The organism is Shinella sp. HY16, assembly GCF_028534175.1.
In the GTDB taxonomy this organism is placed as follows: Bacteria; Pseudomonadota; Alphaproteobacteria; order Rhizobiales; family Rhizobiaceae; genus Shinella.
On the sequence record NZ_JAHYXL010000001.1, the window covers coordinates 802693 to 819009 of the forward strand.

Annotated in this window: 20 protein-coding genes; 11 read left to right on the forward strand and 9 right to left on the reverse strand. The window is 64.1% G+C overall.

The features are described from left to right. Positions 1-10: 10 nt before the first annotated feature. From fabI to K0P03_RS03940, 3 genes are all read right to left on the reverse strand, one after another. Positions 11-829: an enoyl-ACP reductase FabI gene (fabI, locus tag K0P03_RS03930; protein ID WP_023511844.1), complete on the reverse strand. Its 819-nt coding sequence runs from the start codon at positions 827-829 to the stop codon at positions 11-13. 132 nt (positions 830-961) lie between these two features. Continuing rightward, positions 962-2023 (reverse strand): DnaJ domain-containing protein, encoded by a 1062-nt coding sequence (locus tag K0P03_RS03935; protein WP_272788961.1) that lies wholly within the window; start codon positions 2021-2023, stop codon positions 962-964. 98 nt (positions 2024-2121) lie between these two features. After that, on the reverse strand, positions 2122-2568 hold the full coding sequence (locus K0P03_RS03940; RefSeq protein ID WP_023512260.1) for an RT0821/Lpp0805 family surface protein: 447 nt from the start codon (positions 2566-2568) through the stop codon (positions 2122-2124). Between the two features lie 44 nt (positions 2569-2612). Here K0P03_RS03940 and pdxH point away from each other — a divergent pair, with 44 nt between their 5' ends. Continuing rightward, positions 2613-3233: a pyridoxamine 5'-phosphate oxidase gene (gene pdxH, locus K0P03_RS03945; RefSeq protein ID WP_272788962.1), complete on the forward strand. Its 621-nt coding sequence runs from the start codon at positions 2613-2615 to the stop codon at positions 3231-3233. A gap of 4 nt (positions 3234-3237) precedes the next feature. On the opposite strand, the gene K0P03_RS03950 is transcribed toward pdxH, so the two are convergent. From K0P03_RS03950 to K0P03_RS03965, 4 genes are read right to left on the reverse strand one after another with little or no spacing between them, the layout of a single operon-like run. After that, positions 3238-3507, reverse strand: a complete 270-nt coding sequence (locus K0P03_RS03950) for a type II toxin-antitoxin system RelE family toxin (RefSeq protein ID WP_023512262.1) — start codon at positions 3505-3507, stop codon at positions 3238-3240. Further along, entirely contained in the window at positions 3491-3715 is a 225-nt protein-coding gene (relB, locus tag K0P03_RS03955) for a type II toxin-antitoxin system RelB family antitoxin (protein ID WP_272788963.1), read from the reverse strand. The genes K0P03_RS03950 and relB overlap by 17 nt, the downstream gene beginning before the upstream one ends. Positions 3716-3769: 54 nt before the next feature. Next, positions 3770-4825, reverse strand: a complete 1056-nt coding sequence (locus K0P03_RS03960) for a polysaccharide deacetylase family protein (RefSeq protein ID WP_037408578.1) — start codon at positions 4823-4825, stop codon at positions 3770-3772. 36 nt (positions 4826-4861) lie between these two features. After that, positions 4862-4990 (reverse strand): hypothetical protein, encoded by a 129-nt coding sequence (locus K0P03_RS03965; protein WP_023512265.1) that lies wholly within the window; start codon positions 4988-4990, stop codon positions 4862-4864. Between the two features lie 100 nt (positions 4991-5090). On the opposite strand from K0P03_RS03965, the gene K0P03_RS03970 reads away from it, so the two are divergent. Beyond that, positions 5091-5987 carry a LysR substrate-binding domain-containing protein gene (locus K0P03_RS03970; protein WP_272788964.1) on the forward strand — a complete coding sequence of 299 codons (897 nt, stop codon included), beginning with the start codon at positions 5091-5093 and terminating at the stop codon, positions 5985-5987. A 29-nt stretch (positions 5988-6016) separates the two neighbouring features. On the opposite strand, the gene tldD is transcribed toward K0P03_RS03970, so the two are convergent. Both tldD and K0P03_RS03980 read right to left on the reverse strand, forming a co-directional pair. Continuing rightward, positions 6017-7432 (reverse strand): metalloprotease TldD, encoded by a 1416-nt coding sequence (tldD, locus tag K0P03_RS03975; protein WP_272788965.1) that lies wholly within the window; start codon positions 7430-7432, stop codon positions 6017-6019. A 78-nt stretch (positions 7433-7510) separates the two neighbouring features. Then, positions 7511-8041, reverse strand: coding sequence for an invasion associated locus B family protein (locus K0P03_RS03980; protein ID WP_023512268.1), 531 nt, complete (start codon positions 8039-8041; stop codon positions 7511-7513). A 405-nt stretch (positions 8042-8446) separates the two neighbouring features. Between K0P03_RS03980 and coxB the strand changes: the two genes are divergently transcribed. The 9 genes from coxB (at position 8447) to ispH (ending at position 16206) form a co-directional block, all read left to right on the forward strand. Next, positions 8447-9331: a cytochrome c oxidase subunit II gene (coxB, locus tag K0P03_RS03985; protein ID WP_023512269.1), complete on the forward strand. Its 885-nt coding sequence runs from the start codon at positions 8447-8449 to the stop codon at positions 9329-9331. Between the two features lie 18 nt (positions 9332-9349). Next, a complete protein-coding gene (ctaD, locus tag K0P03_RS03990; protein ID WP_023512270.1) occupies positions 9350-11017 on the forward strand; it encodes a cytochrome c oxidase subunit I in 1668 nt (555 codons plus the stop codon). Positions 11018-11101: 84 nt separating this feature from the next. Next, on the forward strand, positions 11102-12046 hold the full coding sequence (locus K0P03_RS03995) for a heme o synthase (RefSeq protein ID WP_272788966.1): 945 nt from the start codon (positions 11102-11104) through the stop codon (positions 12044-12046). Next, positions 12046-12186 (forward strand): hypothetical protein, encoded by a 141-nt coding sequence (locus tag K0P03_RS04000; RefSeq protein WP_023512272.1) that lies wholly within the window; start codon positions 12046-12048, stop codon positions 12184-12186. Before K0P03_RS03995 ends, K0P03_RS04000 begins: the two co-directional genes overlap by 1 nt. Positions 12187-12188: 2 nt before the next feature. After that, positions 12189-12794 (forward strand): cytochrome c oxidase assembly protein, encoded by a 606-nt coding sequence (locus tag K0P03_RS04005; RefSeq protein WP_023512273.1) that lies wholly within the window; start codon positions 12189-12191, stop codon positions 12792-12794. 58 nt (positions 12795-12852) lie between these two features. After that, positions 12853-13731 (forward strand): cytochrome c oxidase subunit 3, encoded by an 879-nt coding sequence (locus tag K0P03_RS04010; RefSeq protein WP_024271149.1) that lies wholly within the window; start codon positions 12853-12855, stop codon positions 13729-13731. A 239-nt stretch (positions 13732-13970) separates the two neighbouring features. Continuing rightward, positions 13971-14354, forward strand: a complete 384-nt coding sequence (locus K0P03_RS04015; RefSeq protein ID WP_050743466.1) for a DUF983 domain-containing protein — start codon at positions 13971-13973, stop codon at positions 14352-14354. Continuing rightward, positions 14347-15111, forward strand: coding sequence for an SURF1 family protein (locus K0P03_RS04020; protein ID WP_443020529.1), 765 nt, complete (start codon positions 14347-14349; stop codon positions 15109-15111). Before K0P03_RS04015 ends, K0P03_RS04020 begins: the two co-directional genes overlap by 8 nt. 93 nt (positions 15112-15204) lie before the next feature. Further along, positions 15205-16206 (forward strand): 4-hydroxy-3-methylbut-2-enyl diphosphate reductase, encoded by a 1002-nt coding sequence (gene ispH / locus K0P03_RS04025; RefSeq protein WP_023514564.1) that lies wholly within the window; start codon positions 15205-15207, stop codon positions 16204-16206. Positions 16207-16317: the final 111 nt, after the last annotated feature.

Below are 16317 nucleotides of genomic sequence, written 5' to 3' on the forward strand. Positions count from 1 at the left end.
GACGTTCGTATCAGTCCTTGATGACGGAGATGTCGGGCGCGTCGACGGCCTTCATGCCGACGACGTGGTAGCCACTGTCCGCATGATGGGTTTCGCCGGTCACCGAGCGCGACAGATCGGACAGCATGTAGAGGCCGACATCGCCGACTTCCTCGATCGTGACGGTCCGGCGCAGCGGCGCATTGTACTCGTTCCACTTGAGAATATAGCGGAAGTCACCGATGCCGGAGGCTGCGAGCGTCTTGATCGGGCCGGCGGAAATCGCGTTGACGCGGATGTTCTTCGGGCCGAGGTCGACGGCGAGATACTTCACGCTCGCCTCGAGCGCGGCCTTGGCGACGCCCATGACGTTGTAGTTCGGCATGACCTTCTCTGCGCCGTAATAGGTCAGCGTCAGCATCGAGCCGCCGTCGGTCATCAGCTTTTCCGCGCGACGGGCGACCGACGTGAAGGAATAGACCGAGATCTGCATGGTCTTGGCGAAATTCGCCGGTGTGGTGTCCACGTAGCGGCCGGTCAGCTCGTCCTTGTCGGAAAAGCCGATCGCATGCACGAGGAAGTCGATCTTGCCCCAGGTCTTCTCGATATTCTCGAAGACGGCGTCGATCGATGCCTCGTCGGAAACGTCGCAATCGCCGGCCAGCACGGCGCCGATTTCGACGGCCAGCGGCTCCACACGCTTCTTCAGCGCATCGCCCTGATAGGTCAGGGCAATCTCGCCGCCCTGTGCGTGGATAGCCTTGGCGATGCCCCAGGCGATGGAACGGTTGTTGGCGACGCCCATGATGACGCCGCGCTTGCCCTTCATCAGACCAGATGCCTGAACCATGGTTTGCCCCCTGATACTTAAGTCAGATTTGCCTATGGCATAGGCGGCATTGGGGTTCAAGCGCGGGAGGGTTCAGGAACTGTTAGCACTCGTAACAATGGGTGCATGTTTTATGAAAGCGTCACAAAGGGCTCAAAGATAAAGCCCTTCGCGCAGGCTGCGCATCAGGTCGATCATCTTGTCATCCGGTTTTTCCCACAGGAGAAGGCGGATTTCGGCGACGAGATCGCCCCGTTCGCCGTTTTCCATGAGCAGACCTTCACCGGGAATACGGATCTGGTGGTCGGAGCCCGACCAGGCCGGAACCGTTACCGGCAGCGGTCCGAGCGGGCCGTCGATGGTCGTCTCGCAGCCGAGCACGGCATTCTCGATCGTCACCGGCAGATCGACCTTCAGGTCGAAACCATCGACCCGGAAGCGACCGGGGGCAACGCGCAAGGTGATGACGGCATCGCCGCGCTTCAGGTTCTCGATGCGGTAACCGGCCTCCTTGAGGCGGATCACCTGGCCATCCGTCGAGCCGGCGCCGACAGGCACGCGCAGCGTCTGCCCGTCCGGGGTCTCGATTGTCGGGCGCACCTTGTTGAGGATGTCCTCGACGCTGACGGTGACGTCGGCAACGAAGTCCGGTGCCGTCTCCACCTTGACGCGGCTTCCGCGGATGCGGCGGATGATGGCGGAGATGAGGCTGCTTGCCGGGGCGACGCCGCGGCCCTGCGGCGCCTCTTCGATCTCAGGCTCGTCGGCCGCCTTGCGGGCGTCCTGCGCGGCGGCGCCGGCGGCCTGTGCCTGCTGCTGGGGGCGCGGCTGGGACTGCGCTTGCCCCTGGACTTTTGCTTCTGCCGGCTGTCCGCGCGAATCGACGCCGAAGATGCGGGCGATCATGTCCTCGGCATCCTCGTTCGACACGCGCGGCGGGGCTTCGCTCCTTGCCTTGCGCTCGGCCTGCTGGCGGCGCATCTGCTCCATGCGGCGCAGTTCGGCCTCGCGCTGCTGGCGGTCGTAGCGGCTGCGTTTGTCGGGGTCGCGCAGGATGTCGTAGGCGCGGCCGGCCTCCGTGAAGCGCACGGTGGCATTGGGGTCGTCATGGTTCTGGTCGGGATGCACGGCCTTCGCCAGCGAGCGCCAGGCCGCCTTGATTTCCTCCTGCCCGGCGTTTCGCTTCACGCCGAGCACCGAATAGGGGTCACGCATAACTTCCACCCGTTGCCGTTTTGCCGGCCATGATAGCGATGAACGTCCTAATCACTGGTTACGGGCCAGAGTTGAAAAAGTGCAAAGATCGCGTGTCCTCAACCTTGCAGATCAAAGGCGAGCAGCAGCCATTCGCCGGAATTGCCAAGGCAGGTGCGGCCGGAATAGTTGGCGATGCCCTGGTAGGAATGGCGTGTCGTCACGAAGTCGCGGCACGGCCGCCCGGTCGTGTCGCGATTTTCCGCAATGCTGCTGATGACGCCGGCGCTGCCCGAGGCGGAGTTCGCCCACGGAATGGCGCTGCCGCCGGTGCGGGCAAGATCGGCAGAGGAGACGGCGTTGCGCACGGTGATCTCGTCGGTCAGGCGTTCGGTGCCCGAGGGCACGGAACTGGTGCGCAGGGTATCGACCTTGCTGCCGTCGAAGATGTCGAGACCGCCCATGCAGCCGGAGAGAGAGGCGCCGCACAGGGTCACGACAACAACCGCAAGGCAATGTGCCCTGTATGGCTTTGTCTGCGCGCGCGACTTTGCTATGACGTCCACTCCAACCTGCCTCATGCAGTTAATAGATCGGCATTGAATCGAATATGAGCGAAAATGCGTTAACAAGCGGTGACTTCACCGAGGAAAACGAACCCTACGCCCTCTTCGGCACATGGCTGGAGGAGGCGGCGAAGACCGAGCCGAACGACCCGAACGCGGTGGCGCTCGCCACCGTCGACGAGGCGGGCCTGCCGAATGTGCGCATGGTCCTGCTCAAGGGGTTCGATGCACGCGGCTTCGTCTTCTATACGAATTTCGAGAGCCAGAAGGGTGTGGAAATCCTTGGCGCACTGAAGGCCGCCATGTGCTTCCACTGGAAGTCGCTGCGCCGCCAGGTGCGCATCCGCGGCGAGGTGGAGATCGTCACCGATGCCGAGGCGGACGAATACTACGCCTCGCGCCCACGCGGCAGCCGCATCGGCGCCTGGGCATCGAAGCAGTCGCGCCCGCTGGAAGGCCGTTTCGCGCTGGAAAGGGCGGTTGCCGAATACACGGCCCGCTACGCCATCGGCGAGATTCCCCGCCCGCCGCACTGGTCCGGCTTCCGCATCAAGCCCGTCTCGATCGAGTTCTGGCACGATCGCCCCTTCCGCCTGCACGACCGCATGGAATTCCGCCGCACGGCGGACGGTGCCGGCTGGACGAAGGTCAGGATGTATCCGTGAATGGTCAGCGGTAGACGGATTTCCGGTCGCCGATGCGAATGATGAAGATCGTGACGACCGAATCCTCGATCCGCGCAATGATGCGATAGTCGCCGACGCGGTACTTCCAGAAGGCGCCGAGTTCGGATCCTTTCAGCGCCTGCCCGATCGCACGAGGATCCTCGAGCGGGGCGATGCGATCACTGAGGAAGCGGAGGATACGCCGGGCGGCCGCGGTGCCGAGTTTTTCGAGCTCCTTGTCCGCGCCGGGGTGAAACTCAATTTTCCACGCCATGGGCCTTCATCATCTCGGCAAGAGAGATGGTGCCTGCCTGCCCCTTTTTCAGTTCGGCAAGCCGCTGCTCGGCAAGGTGGAGATCTTCTAGGTCGTCCAGATGCTCGACGATGGCCTCGAGTGCGTGTTCGCTCGTGCTGCGCCCGGTTTTCCGGGCAAGCTCTTCAAGGCGCTTTTCGATATCGGCAGGCAGGCGCAGGGCTAGCATGGAACGGTCTCCGAGTGTGCGCCAGCATATCACGGGGAAGGCGCATGCCCAAGCTCAGCGCCGCATCAGCCGGAAGGGAATGCCTGAAGCCAGTGCCCCGACATATTTGGCTTTCTGGTAGTGCCCGTTCAGCGAGATGCGCGGGAGCGTCGTCGGCGCGTCGAAGGAGCGGGCCGAGATCGTGCCCGGATCCGTCGTGACGGCGACGCGGAAGCCGAGGTCCCTGGCAAGTCGATGCTCGCGGGGCGAGACGGAGGCGCGGCCGCCATAGGGATAGGCGAGCGTGTCCGGCCGGTGGCCGATGATGGCGGCGATGCGCTCGGCCGACTGCTCCATCTCCTGGCATGCTTCCGCGTCGCCAAGGCGGGCGAGGGCCCGGTGGCTCACGGTATGCGCGCCGATCGAGGCGAGGGGGTTGACGACGAGGCTTTTCAGCTCCGGCTCGCGCATGACGAGCCGTTCGGTGATCATCAGAGGGTCGATGCCATGGGCCCTTGCGGCGGCATCGAGCCGCTCGATCGCCATAGCCTCATCCATCTCCGCCTGGATGAAATGGGCGAGCCGGACATAGGCGGTCTGCTTCTGGAAGAGGGTTGCGAGCGGAAGGGCGATCGCGCCGGAGCCGAAATCGAACTCCAGATGCGGCGCGACGCGCAAAAGCTCCGTCAGCGTCTCCCACCAGATGCCGTGCGTCTTGCAGGCAAAGCCCGGCGAGACGAAGACGGTGAAGGGCACCTTGTGCCGTGTGAAGACCGGCTGGGCATGAACCGCATTGTTGCGATAGCCGTCGTCCAGCGTGAAGGCTGCGAAACGCTCGCCACCGCGTGCGATAGCCAGTCGTGCCGGCATGTCGGCCAGCGCCACGAACTGGTAGCCTTCTTCCGTCAGGTGTTCGATCGCCGCGTCGAGAAAGTCCGGCGTGATCTCCAGATGCGCATTCGGATCGAAGGTCTGCGGCGTCTTCGGCCGCACATGATGCAGCGTGAAGATCGCACCCATGCCGCGCGCGGACGCCATCAGCCCGACGCGCTCGGCCAGATGCGCGAACTCCAGCCCGCCGGTGATCATGGCGCGCCTCAGCCCCTGTCGCATGACGCTGCGAATCGGCATGTCGTCTTCGTCGTCCCTTTTCGTCTCTCGCGGCCGTTATCGCACCCGGTCGGTATCCGAGTGGTTAACAACGGCTTTCCTGTGGCGCGGCGGCGCCGGCCGCCCGGCCTGGAAGGTGAGGATGCGGATCACATCCATGAAGATGCGCGTGATGGGGTCGAACATCGTGGTTCTCCGTGTTTTCTGTCTGCACGGATTGTCCGCCTGCTTGCCCTTTTTGCTCAAACGAGTTTATCGTCGATTTCGGATGACTTGAGGTTATGCGATGAAACGCGGACGGTTGCCGCTCACGGCGCTCAGGAGTTTCGAGGCGGCGGGCCGGCTTGGCAGCTTCACGCTGGCGGCCGAGGAGCTGCTCGTCTCGCAGGCCGCCGTCAGCCGGCAGGTCAAGGAGCTGGAGGCCGAGCTTGGCAAACCGCTCTTCGAGCGCCGTCACCGCAGCGTCCGCCTCACCTCCGCCGGCGAAGCGCTGCTCGACGTCCTGTCGCGCGCCTTCGATGCGATGGATGCAAGCCTGTCGGAGATTCGCGGCCGGCGTGGCGGCGGGCTGCTGGAGATCAGCTCCGAACCCTCCTTCGCGGCGAGCTGGCTCGTGCCGCATCTCGACGATTTCCACGCCGACCATCCCGAGATCGACGTCGTGGTCGAATCCGACATGCGGCTCATCGAGTTTCGCACGCACGAGCCGGAAGTCGCCATCCGGCATGGTATGGACGCCAGAGCCTGGCCGCGCGTTGCAGCCGAGCACCTGGCGGATGTGGAGCTGGTGCCCGTCGTCATGCCCTGCCTGATGGAGGAGGGGGCGCCGCTGCGCACGCCGGCCGACATCCTCGCCTACACGCTGCTGCACGAGGAGAACCGCAGCGCCTGGCAGCGCTGGTTTGCCGCCGCCGGCCTGGCGGATGTGCCGCCCGGGCGCGCGCAGATCTTCACCGAAGGCAATCTCGTCTTGCAGGCAGCGCTGCGCGGCCACGGCGTCGCGCTGGTCGACCGCGCCTTCGCGGCCGAGGACATCGCCGAAGGGCGCCTTGTGCAGCTCTTCGACATATCCATTCACTATGGCGCCTACTGGCTCGTCGCCCGTGACTTCAAGCGCCTCTCCCCGGAAGCGCGCGCCTTCCGGGAATGGCTGTTGCTGCGCTTTGCGGTCTCTGGTTCTTGAAGTCGAGGCTCGGTAGAGCGATTTCGGGATCAGGCCTTGGTGCCGCCGACCGTCACCTGGTCCATGCGCAGATGCGGCTGGCCGACGCCGACCGGGACCCATTGGCCGGCCTTGCCGCAATTGCCGATACCGGTGTCGAGCTTCGTGTCGTTGCCGACCATCGAGACGCGGCGCATGGCGTCCGGCCCGTTGCCGATCAGCATGGCGCCCTTGACGGGGGCCGTCACCTTGCCGTTCTCGATGAGATAGGCTTCGGTGCAGCCGAAGACGAACTTGCCCGAGGTGATGTCCACCTGTCCGCCGCCGAAGGAGACGGCGTAGAGGCCGTTCTTCACCGAGGCGATGATTTCGTCCGGCGTCCTGTCGCCGGAGAGCATGTAGGTGTTGGTCATCCGCGGCATGGGGCGATAGGCATAACCCTGCCGGCGGCCGTTGCCGGTCGCCTTCATGCCCATCAGGCGCGCGTTCTGCCGGTCCTGCATGTAGCCGACCAGCTTGCCGTCCTCGATCAACACATTGTAGGCGGACGGCGTGCCCTCGTCGTCGACCGTGATCGAGCCGCGGCGGTTGTCGATCGTGCCGTCGTCGACGACGGTGACGCCCTTGGCCGCGACCTGCTCGCCGAGCAGACCGGCGAAGGCCGACGTCTTCTTGCGGTTGAAGTCGCCTTCCAGCCCGTGGCCGACCGCTTCATGCAGCATGACGCCCGGCCAGCCGGAGGAGAGCACGATGTCCATCGTCCCGGCCGGTGCCTCGACGGCCTCGAGATTGACCAGCGCCTGCCGCAGCGCCTCGTCGGCGCCGAAACGCCAGCTTTCCTCGGTGAGGAATGCGTCGAAGGTGGTGCGACCGCCGACGCCGTAGCTGCCGGTCTCCTGCCGGTCGCCTTCACCGGCGACGACGGAGATGTTGACGCGCGTCATCGGGCGGATGTCGGTAACGCGGTGCCCGTCGGCGCGCAGGATGTTGACGACCTGCCAGCTTGCGGCGATCGAGGCGGTTACCTGCCGCACCTTGGGATCCTTGGCGCGGAGATACGCGTCGATCTCGGTGAGAAGGGCGACCTTCTGCTCGAAGCTTGGTGTGCCGATCGGGTTGTCCGGCGTATAGAGCTGCCGGTTGGTGCCCTGCGGGGCGGCGGCGTAGTCGCCGGAAAAGCCGCGCGTGACGGCGCCTGCAGCGTCGGCCGCGCGCTTCAGCGCCGACTGGGTCATCTCGCCGGAATGCGCATAGCCGACGGCTTCGCCGGCAACGGCGCGGAGGCCGAAACCCTGGTCGGTGTTGAAGCTGCCGCCCTTGAGGCGGCCATTGTCGAAGGAAAGGGATTCGGCCTGGGCGTGTTCGAGGAAGAGCTCGCCGTCGTCGGCGTTCTTCAACGTCTCCTTGAGCACCGCCTGTACGGACGCCTCGTCGACATCGAAGAGGGAGAGAAGGTCGGTGTTCATGGGAGGCTCCGCAAGCATTGGACTTGGGGCCTCATGTAAGTCCCCGGAAGGCGGGCGGCAAGCCCGCCCGGTGCGGGCTTACGGCAGTGCGTCGTAGCCTTCGCCGAAACCCTTGAGATCGACGGGAATGCCGATGCCTTCCTCGGGCGACTGGAAGACGATGAAGGTTGCCGTCGCGCCGGAGCGGAAGGTCTTCAGGAGTTCGTCCTCGAGCACGACCTCGGCATAGCAGCCGTCCGAGAAGCAACGCACGAAATAGGCGCGGCCGATATCCTTGCCGTCGACATTGAGGCCGAGCCCGTTCGGCAGGAGCACGCCGAGCGGCGCGAGCACGCGAAGGATCTTCGCCTTGCGGTCGGCGGTCTTCAGCACGACGACGGACAGGCCGAGCTCGGGCCGGTCCTCGGCGAGCACGTTCTGCATCAGCGCGCACTGTTCGCCGGAGGCGCCGGCCGGCTGGTCGCAGACGATCGACCAGGCGCCGTGGTTCGACTTCACCGTGCCGGGCTGCTGGGCTGCCGAAAGGGAAGGGAGCGCGAGAGCGCCGAACCCGAGCGCGGCAAGGCCAAGTGCCGTGCGGGACAGCCGGGAAAGGGGAGCAAAACCCATGAAAACCTCGGAATCTCGAATCAGTCGGGCTATCTTTGAAGGGGCAGGGGTGAAATGAAAAGCCCCGGGCGCTCATTTCCAATTGATTGAAGGCGGAAATTGGACCGGTTCTTTACTCATTATAATAGGGGCCTTGCCCGGGGCCGGATCGCCGGTGCAGACGGTGGATGAGGGGAAGCAAGGGGGCTTTACGCAGGATCGCCGCGGCCAAACCTTTCATGCTATAGGGAATTATGAAGAAACTGTGGGGAGCGGGCCCATGCTTTTGCTTTTGCGCAAAAATGCCGCACGGGGTGTCCCCCATGGCTGTTGCGGCGAGCATGAAACTGTGGTTTTAAGCACTCAGTATAGCAGGGATTCTGCGCGTCTGTTTGATCCCGATCAAACGCCTTGGGGAGATACGTTGTGAAAAACAAAGCTTTTGCAGTTCTGGCCGCGATCGGCTGTCTGCTCTTTGCTTCGACCGCCTTCGCTGATCAGCCGTTCGACTGGCAGAAGGGCCTTCAGCCCGCCGCGACCTCGATCATGGAAGAGATCCGCTGGTTCGAGCAGTACACTCTGTGGTTCATCGTCCCGATCACCCTGTTCGTTCTCGTCCTGCTCATCGTCGTCGTCGTGAAGTTCCGCGAGAGCAAGAACCCGGTTCCGTCCAAGACCAGCCACAACACGGCGATCGAAGTCGTCTGGACGCTCGGCCCGGTCATCGTTCTCCTGTTCCTCGCCGTTCCCTCCTTCCAGCTTCTGACCAGGCAGCTCGCCCCGACGGAAGAGCCGGAGCTGACGATCAAGGCCACCGGTTACCAGTGGTACTGGGGTTATGAGTATCAGGTCGGCGAGAGCCCGCTCTCCTTCGACAGCATCCTGCTGCAGGACGGCGATCGCGCTGCTGCCGGCAAGGAAGACAGGGGCGTCTATCCGCGCCTTCTGGCTGTCGACAACGAAGTCGTCGTCCCCGTCGGCAAGCATGTCCGTCTCCTCGTCACCGCTGCCGACGTGATCCACGCCTTCGCGATGCCCTCCTTCGGCGTGAAGATCGATGCCGTCCCGGGCCGCCTCAACGAAACCTGGTTCAAGGCTGACCGTGAAGGCCTGTTCTACGGCCAGTGTTCCGAGCTGTGCGGCAAGGACCACGCGTTCATGCCGATCGCCATCCGCGTCGTCTCGCAGGAGAAGTACGATACGTGGCTCGCAGCCGCCGCGACGAACCTCGGCGATGCAAACAAAGCCCTGATGGCGTCGGTCGACGGTGCGGCAAAGTCCGTCAACGTCGCCGCAAACGCCGCGCAGTAATTCCAAGGGAGAGAGACCATGGCCGGAACATCCGCTGCCCACGGCGATCACCACGATCACCACGAACACAAGCCGCTCACATTCTTCCAGCGTTGGTTCCTGTCGACCAACCACAAGGACATCGGCACCCTCTACCTGATCTTCGCGATCTGTGCGGGCATCATCGGCGGCACGCTGTCGGTGGTGATGCGCATGGAGCTGCAGGAGCCGGGCATCCAGATCTTCCACGGTCTTGCCTCGATGGTCTACGGTTTCGAGGGTGATGCTGCCATCGACGGCGGCAAGCACATGTTCAACGTCTTCACGACGGCGCATGCGCTCATCATGATCTTTTTCATGGTCATGCCCGCGCTCATCGGCGGTTTTGCCAACTGGATGGTGCCGATCATGATCGGCGCGCCGGATATGGCCTTCCCGCGCATGAACAACATCTCGTTCTGGCTGATTATCCCGGCCTTCCTGCTCGTCCTGCTCTCGATGTTCGTCGAAGGCCCGGCGGGCGGCTACGGCGCGGGCGGCGGCTGGACGATCTATCCGCCGTTCTCGACGTCGGGTCAGCCGGGTCCTGCCATGGACTTCGTGATCCTCGGCCTGCACATCGCCGGCGCCTCCTCGATCCTCGGCGCGATCAACTTCATCACGACGATCCTCAACATGCGCGCTCCGGGCATGACGCTGCACAAGATGCCGCTCTTCGCCTGGTCGGTGCTGATCACCGCCTTCCTGCTTCTGCTCTCGCTGCCGGTTCTGGCAGGCGGCATCACCATGCTGCTGACCGACCGCAACTTCGGCACGGCCTTCTTCGCGCCGGAAAACGGCGGTGACCCGATCCTCTTCCAGCACCTGTTCTGGTTCTTCGGTCACCCGGAAGTGTACATCCTGATCCTGCCCGGTTTCGGCATCGTCAGCCACATCGTCTCGACCTTCTCGCGCAAGCCGATCTTCGGTTACCTCGGCATGGCCTACGCCATGGTCGCGATCGGCGCCGTCGGCTTCATCGTGTGGGCGCACCACATGTACACGGTCGGCATGTCGCTTCAGACCCAGCGCTACTTCGTCTTCGCCACGATGGTCATCGCGGTTCCGACGGGCGTGAAGATCTTCTCGTGGATCGCGACGATGTGGGGTGGTTCGATCCGCTTCACGACGCCGATGATCTGGGCGATCGGCTTCATCTTCCTGTTCACCGTCGGCGGCGTTACGGGCGTTCAGCTCGCCAATGCCGGCCTCGACCGCGCCATGCACGACACCTACTACGTGGTCGCCCACTTCCACTACGTTCTGTCGCTCGGCGCCGTCTTCGCGATCTTCGCGGCCTGGTACTACTGGTTCCCGAAGATGACCGGCTACATGTACTCGGAATTCCTCGGCAAGCTGCACTTCTGGGTCATGTTCGTCGGCGTGAACCTGATCTTCTTCCCGCAGCACTTCCTCGGCCTTGCCGGCATGCCGCGCCGTTACATCGACTACCCGGACGCCTTTGCCGGCTGGAACGCGGTGTCGTCCTACGGTTCGTACATCTCGGCCTTCGCCGTCCTGATCTTCCTCTTCGGCGTCTTTGAAGCCTTCGCCAAGAAGCGCGTCGCCGGCGACAACCCGTGGGGTGAAGGTGCGAACACGCTGGAATGGCAGCTCTCTTCGCCGCCGCCGTTCCACCAGTGGGAACAGCTCCCGAAGGTCAAGTAAGACCCTTGAGATCGGAGCCGCCGGAAACGGCGGCTCCGCCAGTAGAAAAGGCCGAATGAATCGGCCGAACGCGACGGAAAGAACATGGCGGTCATCGAGCATCACGAAACGGTTCCGGGCGGCGGCGAGGTCTACCTCTCCGAAGCGTCGCCGCGTGATTTCTTCGAGCTCCTGAAGCCGCGGGTCATGTCGCTCGTCGTCTTCACGGCCTTCGCCGGCCTCATTCTTGCACCGGGCGAGATCAACCCGTTCATCGCCGCCATCGCGATCCTCTGTATCGCCGTGGGCGCGGGAGCATCCGGCGCCCTCAACATGTGGTACGACGCCGACATCGATGCGGTCATGACCCGCACCGCCAAGCGTCCCATTCCCTCCGGCCGCATCCGCCCGGAAGAAGCGCTCGCCTTCGGCCTGACGCTCTCCGCCTTCTCGGTCGCGATCCTCGGCCTTGCGGTCAACTGGCTTTCGGCCGGTCTGCTTGCCTTCACCATCTTCTTCTACGCCGTCATCTACACGATGTGGCTCAAGCGCTCGACGCCGCAGAACATCGTCATCGGTGGCGCGGCCGGCGCCTTTCCGCCGATGATCGGCTGGGCCTGCGTCACCGGCGGCGTTTCCATCGAGAGCGTCGTGCTCTTCCTCATCACCTTCCTGTGGACCCCGGCGCATTTCTGGGCGCTCGCGCTGTTCAAGATGCGCGACTACGGCGCCGTCGGCGTGCCGATGCTGCCGAATGTCGCCGGTGAGCGGACCACCAAGGTGCAGATCCTCATCTATGCGGTGCTGACCGCCGTGATCGCCGTCGTGCCGACCCTTCTCGGCTTCGCCAGCCTCGGCTACGGTCTCTTTGCCGCAGCCCTCGGCCTCGGCTTCGTGTGGTACTCTGTCGGCGTGTTGCGCATGCCGGAGGGCGACGTCGCGATGGTGCCGGCCAAGAAGCTCTTCGCCTTCTCCATCGTCTATCTGTTCGCGGTCTTCTCCGGCCTGATGGTCGATCACATGATCGCGTCATTCGGATGGGGGCTGTAATGGAAACCGTAAATCTCACGGAAAATCAGAAGAAGGCACGCCGCGGCCGCAACATCGCGCTCGGCGCGGTGCTTCTGGGCCTCGTCGTGCTGTTCTACATCGTCACGCTCGTGAAGTTCTCCGGCGGAATGGCGGGCTGACGATGAGCGAGATGCAAAAGACCGAAAAGAGCAGGATGGGAAATGGCACGATCGTCGCCATCTGCTGCTCCTTCGTCATCGGTATGGTCGGCATGGCCTATGCGGCCGTGCCGCTCTACGAGATGTTCTGCAAGGTGACGGGGTACGGCGGCACGACGCAGCGTGTCGAGCAGGCCTCCGACGTCATCCTCGACAAGACGATCAAGGTGCGCTTCGACGCCAATGTCGGCCCGGGCCTTGCCTGGAGCTTCGAGCCGGTGCAGCGCGAGGTCGAGCTGAAGATCGGCGAGACCGTGCAGATCATGTACAAGGCGCGCAATCTCGCCTCCACGCCGACGACAGGCCAGGCGACGTTCAACGTCACGCCGCAGGCGGCCGGCGCCTATTTCAACAAGGTCCAGTGCTTCTGCTTCACCGAAACGACGCTGAAGCCCGGCGAGGAACTGATCATGCCCGTCGTCTTCTTCGTCGATCCCGCGATCGTCGAGCCGGTCGAGACGAAGGGCATCCACACGCTCACGCTGTCCTATACCTTCTATCCGCATGAGGCGTCGAAGCCGGTGGCTTCGGCTGCGGAGGTGAAGGCGGACGACGCGAACAAGCTTTGAATACCAAGCGTTTCCGGCTATGCCGGGAACGGAACGCGATACATTGGGGATAAGTCAGATGGCCGATGCGCATCAGAAGAAACACGACTACCACATCATCGACCCCAGCCCGTGGCCGCTGCTTGCCTCCATCGGCGCCTTCGTCCTGGCGCTCGGCGGCATCGGCTACATGCGCTACCTGTCGGGCGGTACCTTCCACCTGTTCGGCCTGAACCTGGCCAATCCGTGGATCTTCTACATCGGCCTGCTGATCACGCTCTACACCATGTACGCCTGGTGGGCGGACACGGTGAAGGAAGCGCATGAGGGCCACCATACCCGCGTCGTCTCGCTGCACCTGCGCTACGGCATGATCATGTTCATCGCCTCCGAGGTGATGTTCTTCGTCGCCTGGTTCTGGGCCTTCTTCGATGCCAGCCTCTTCCCGGCCGAAGCCATCCAGGCCGCGCGCGTCGAGCACACCGGTGGCGTCTGGCCGCCGAAGGGCATCGAGGTTCTCGACCCCTGGCACCTGCCGCTCTACAACACCGTCATCCTGCTGCTTTCGGGCACCTGCGTGACCTGGGCGCACCATGCGCTGCTGCACAACGACCGCAAGGGCCTCGTCAACGGCCTCGCCCTGACGGTCGTCCTCGGCGTGCTGTTCTCCTTCGTCCAGGGCTATGAATATGCCCACGCACCGTTCGCCTTCAAGGAATCCATCTACGGCGCGACCTTCTTCATGGCGACCGGTTTCCACGGCTTCCACGTTCTGGTCGGCACGATCTTCCTGATCGTCTGCCTCATCCGCGCCATGCGCGGCGACTTCACTCCGAAGCAGCATTTCGGCTTCGAGGCGGCCGCCTGGTACTGGCACTTCGTCGACGTCGTCTGGCTCTTCCTGTTCTTCTCCATCTACATCTGGGGTGGCTGGGGCGCGCCGATCGCGCACATGTAAGCGAGCCTTGCTCGATTTGTCGAAACGGCCGCAGCGATGCGGCCGTTTCCCGTTTCGGGCCCCTTTGTCGCGGCCTTTCGGTTGGACGGGCGGCGGGCAGGACGGTATAGGAACATATGCGCCGCTTTGGCCCCTCATCCCCTTGCGGGGAGAGGATGCCGGCAGGCAGGTGAGGGGCCTTGCCGCCTGAAGCAAGAGCCCGCGGCAGCCCACCCGGGCGTGAACATACGGATACGAGCATGGACGAGGACAAGGCACTTTATCCCCCCGTCGACCCTTTCAGCACCGGGCTGCGTGGCTGTTGCCCACGCTGTGGCCAGGGCAAGCTGTTCGACGGCCTGCTCAAGGTGAAGCCGTCCTGCACAAGCTGCGGGCTCGACTATTCCTTCGCCGATTCGGGCGATGGCCCGGTCGTCTTCGTACTGCTCATCGTCGGCTTCATCGTCGTCGGTGCAGCGCTGTGGATGGAGGTCAACGTCAACCCGCCGCTCTGGGTGCATTTCCTTCTGTGGATCCCGCTCGTCATCATTCTCGGCCTCGGGCTGACGCGCGTGCTCAAGGGCCTGCTGATCACGCTGCAATACCGCAACAACGCCCGGCCGGGCGAGATCGACCGTGGCTGAGGTCCCGGCCGGCGCGATGCCGCGAAAGAGCAGGGGCGTGGCGATCCTCATGGGAACTGCCTTCGTCGTCGCTCTCGCCATCCTCCTGTCGCTCGGCACCTGGCAGCTGCAGCGCCTCTACTGGAAGGAGCAGCTTCTTTCCGACATGGCGGCGCGCCGCATCGCCGCGCCGGTGTCGCTGGCCGATATCGAGGCGATGGCGGCGCGGGGCGAGGATATCGAATACAGCCCCGTGACTGTCTCGGGCGTTTTCGCCAACAACAAGGAGCGGCACTTCTTTGCCACCTGGCGCGGCCAGACCGGCTATCACGTCTATACGCCGCTCCAGCTGGCCGACGGGCGCTTCCTCTTCGTCAACCGGGGCTTTACACCCTTCGAGGCGAAGGAGCCGGAAATGCGCAAGCAGGGCCAGCTCACTGGCCTGCAGAGCGTGACGGGTCTTGCCCGTGCCCGCCTTGCCGAAAAACCGTCCTCCATCGTGCCAGACAACGACCTGTCGAAGAACATCTTCTACTGGAAGGACCTCGACGCGATGGCGGCGACGACCGGTATTCCCGCAGACAGGCTCGTGCCTTTCTTCGTCGATGCCGGGGATGCGCCGAACCCCAAGGGGCTGCCGATCGGCGCCGTTACCCAGTTCGACCTGCCCAACAACCATCTGCAATATGCCGTCACCTGGTATGGCCTGGCGGCCGCACTGGTCGGCGTCGGCCTCTTTGCCGTGCTGCGGCGGAAGACCGCTCGTCCAGGGGCCTGAAAGCGGGCGATCAAGTTGTTTTTTCTTGGCGCGGCGGCGCTTGCCGGCCTATATGGGGCGCAAGGCCCCGACCATTGCCGGATACAGTGAAGCATGATTGATACCCGACCGGACTTGACCATCAGGCTGTGTGGCCCGCGCGGCTTCTGCGCCGGCGTCGATCGCGCCATCCAGATCGTCGTGCTGGCGCTGAAGGCCTATGGTGCGCCGGTCTATGTGCGCCACGAGATCGTGCACAACCGCTATGTCGTCGAGGGGCTGGAGGCCAAGGGCGCGATCTTCGTCGAAGAGCTCGACGAGATCCCGGAAGAGCACCGCCAGCAGCCTGTCGTCTTCTCCGCCCATGGCGTGCCGAAATCCGTGCCCGCCGATGCCGAGGCGCGCAATCTCTTCTATCTCGATGCGACCTGCCCGCTCGTCTCCAAGGTCCACAAGCAGGCGATGCGCCACCAGCGCCTTGGCCGTCACGTCGTTTTGATCGGCCATGCCGGGCATCCCGAGGTGATCGGCACCATGGGCCAGTTGCCGGAAGGCTCCGTCTCGCTGGTCGAGACCGTCGAGGACGCGGACAGATACGTTCCGCCGGACGAAAACAATCTCGGCTTCGTCACCCAGACGACGCTCTCGGTGGACGACACGGCCGGCGTCATCAAGCGCCTGCACGAGCGCTTCCCGAATCTGACGGCTCCGGCCGCCGATTCCATCTGCTACGCCACCACCAACCGGCAGGAAGCGGTCAAGCAGGCCGCGCCGGGCTGCGATCTCTTCCTCGTCGTCGGCGCGCCGAACTCCTCCAATTCCAAGCGCCTCGTCGAAGTGGCGCTGCGGGCCGGGGCGACGAAATCCGTGCTCGTGCAGCGCGCCGCCGAGATCGACTGGGAAACCATCGGCGATATCAGGACCGTCGGTCTCTCGGCCGGCGCATCGGCGCCCGAGGTCATCGTCAACGAGATCATCGAGGCTTTCCGCGCGCGCTACAACGCCGTCGTGGAGCTTGCCGACACGGTCGAGGAAAACGAGCACTTCCTCGTCAACCGTGAGCTTCGCACCATCGAACTCACCTCCGCCGACATGGCCTTCGTCAATGGGGAATAAAATCCTGCAGGCCCTGCCGTCTATTGCCCCTCATCCCCCTGCCGGGACCTTCTCCCCGCAAGCGGGGCGAAGGAGCAGAGCGGTGCGCCCATCGCTCCTCGCCCCGCTTGC

Bases quoted from the DNA above. Each gene is read 5' to 3' on its own strand.
- fabI (WP_023511844.1), bottom strand. From the start codon at position 829: ATGGTTCAGGCATCTGGTCTGATGAAGGGCAAGCGCGGCGTCATCATG.
- K0P03_RS03935 (WP_272788961.1), bottom strand. From the start codon at position 2,023: ATGCGTGACCCCTATTCGGTGCTCGGCGTGAAGCGAAACGCCGGGCAG.
- pdxH (WP_272788962.1), top strand. From the start codon at position 2,613: ATGAGCGAAAATGCGTTAACAAGCGGTGACTTCACCGAGGAAAACGAA.
- K0P03_RS03950 (WP_023512262.1), bottom strand. From the start codon at position 3,507: ATGGCGTGGAAAATTGAGTTTCACCCCGGCGCGGACAAGGAGCTCGAA.
- relB (WP_272788963.1), bottom strand. From the start codon at position 3,715: ATGCTAGCCCTGCGCCTGCCTGCCGATATCGAAAAGCGCCTTGAAGAG.
- K0P03_RS03960 (WP_037408578.1), bottom strand. From the start codon at position 4,825: ATGCCGATTCGCAGCGTCATGCGACAGGGGCTGAGGCGCGCCATGATC.
- K0P03_RS03965 (WP_023512265.1), bottom strand. From the start codon at position 4,990: ATGTTCGACCCCATCACGCGCATCTTCATGGATGTGATCCGCATCCTC.
- K0P03_RS03970 (WP_272788964.1), top strand. From the start codon at position 5,091: ATGAAACGCGGACGGTTGCCGCTCACGGCGCTCAGGAGTTTCGAGGCG.
- tldD (WP_272788965.1), bottom strand. From the start codon at position 7,432: ATGAACACCGACCTTCTCTCCCTCTTCGATGTCGACGAGGCGTCCGTA.
- K0P03_RS03980 (WP_023512268.1), bottom strand. From the start codon at position 8,041: ATGGGTTTTGCTCCCCTTTCCCGGCTGTCCCGCACGGCACTTGGCCTT.
- ctaD (WP_023512270.1), top strand. From the start codon at position 9,350: ATGGCCGGAACATCCGCTGCCCACGGCGATCACCACGATCACCACGAA.
- K0P03_RS03995 (WP_272788966.1), top strand. From the start codon at position 11,102: ATGGCGGTCATCGAGCATCACGAAACGGTTCCGGGCGGCGGCGAGGTC.
- K0P03_RS04000 (WP_023512272.1), top strand. From the start codon at position 12,046: ATGGAAACCGTAAATCTCACGGAAAATCAGAAGAAGGCACGCCGCGGC.
- K0P03_RS04005 (WP_023512273.1), top strand. From the start codon at position 12,189: ATGAGCGAGATGCAAAAGACCGAAAAGAGCAGGATGGGAAATGGCACG.
- K0P03_RS04010 (WP_024271149.1), top strand. From the start codon at position 12,853: ATGGCCGATGCGCATCAGAAGAAACACGACTACCACATCATCGACCCC.
- K0P03_RS04015 (WP_050743466.1), top strand. From the start codon at position 13,971: ATGGACGAGGACAAGGCACTTTATCCCCCCGTCGACCCTTTCAGCACC.
- ispH (WP_023514564.1), top strand. From the start codon at position 15,205: ATGATTGATACCCGACCGGACTTGACCATCAGGCTGTGTGGCCCGCGC.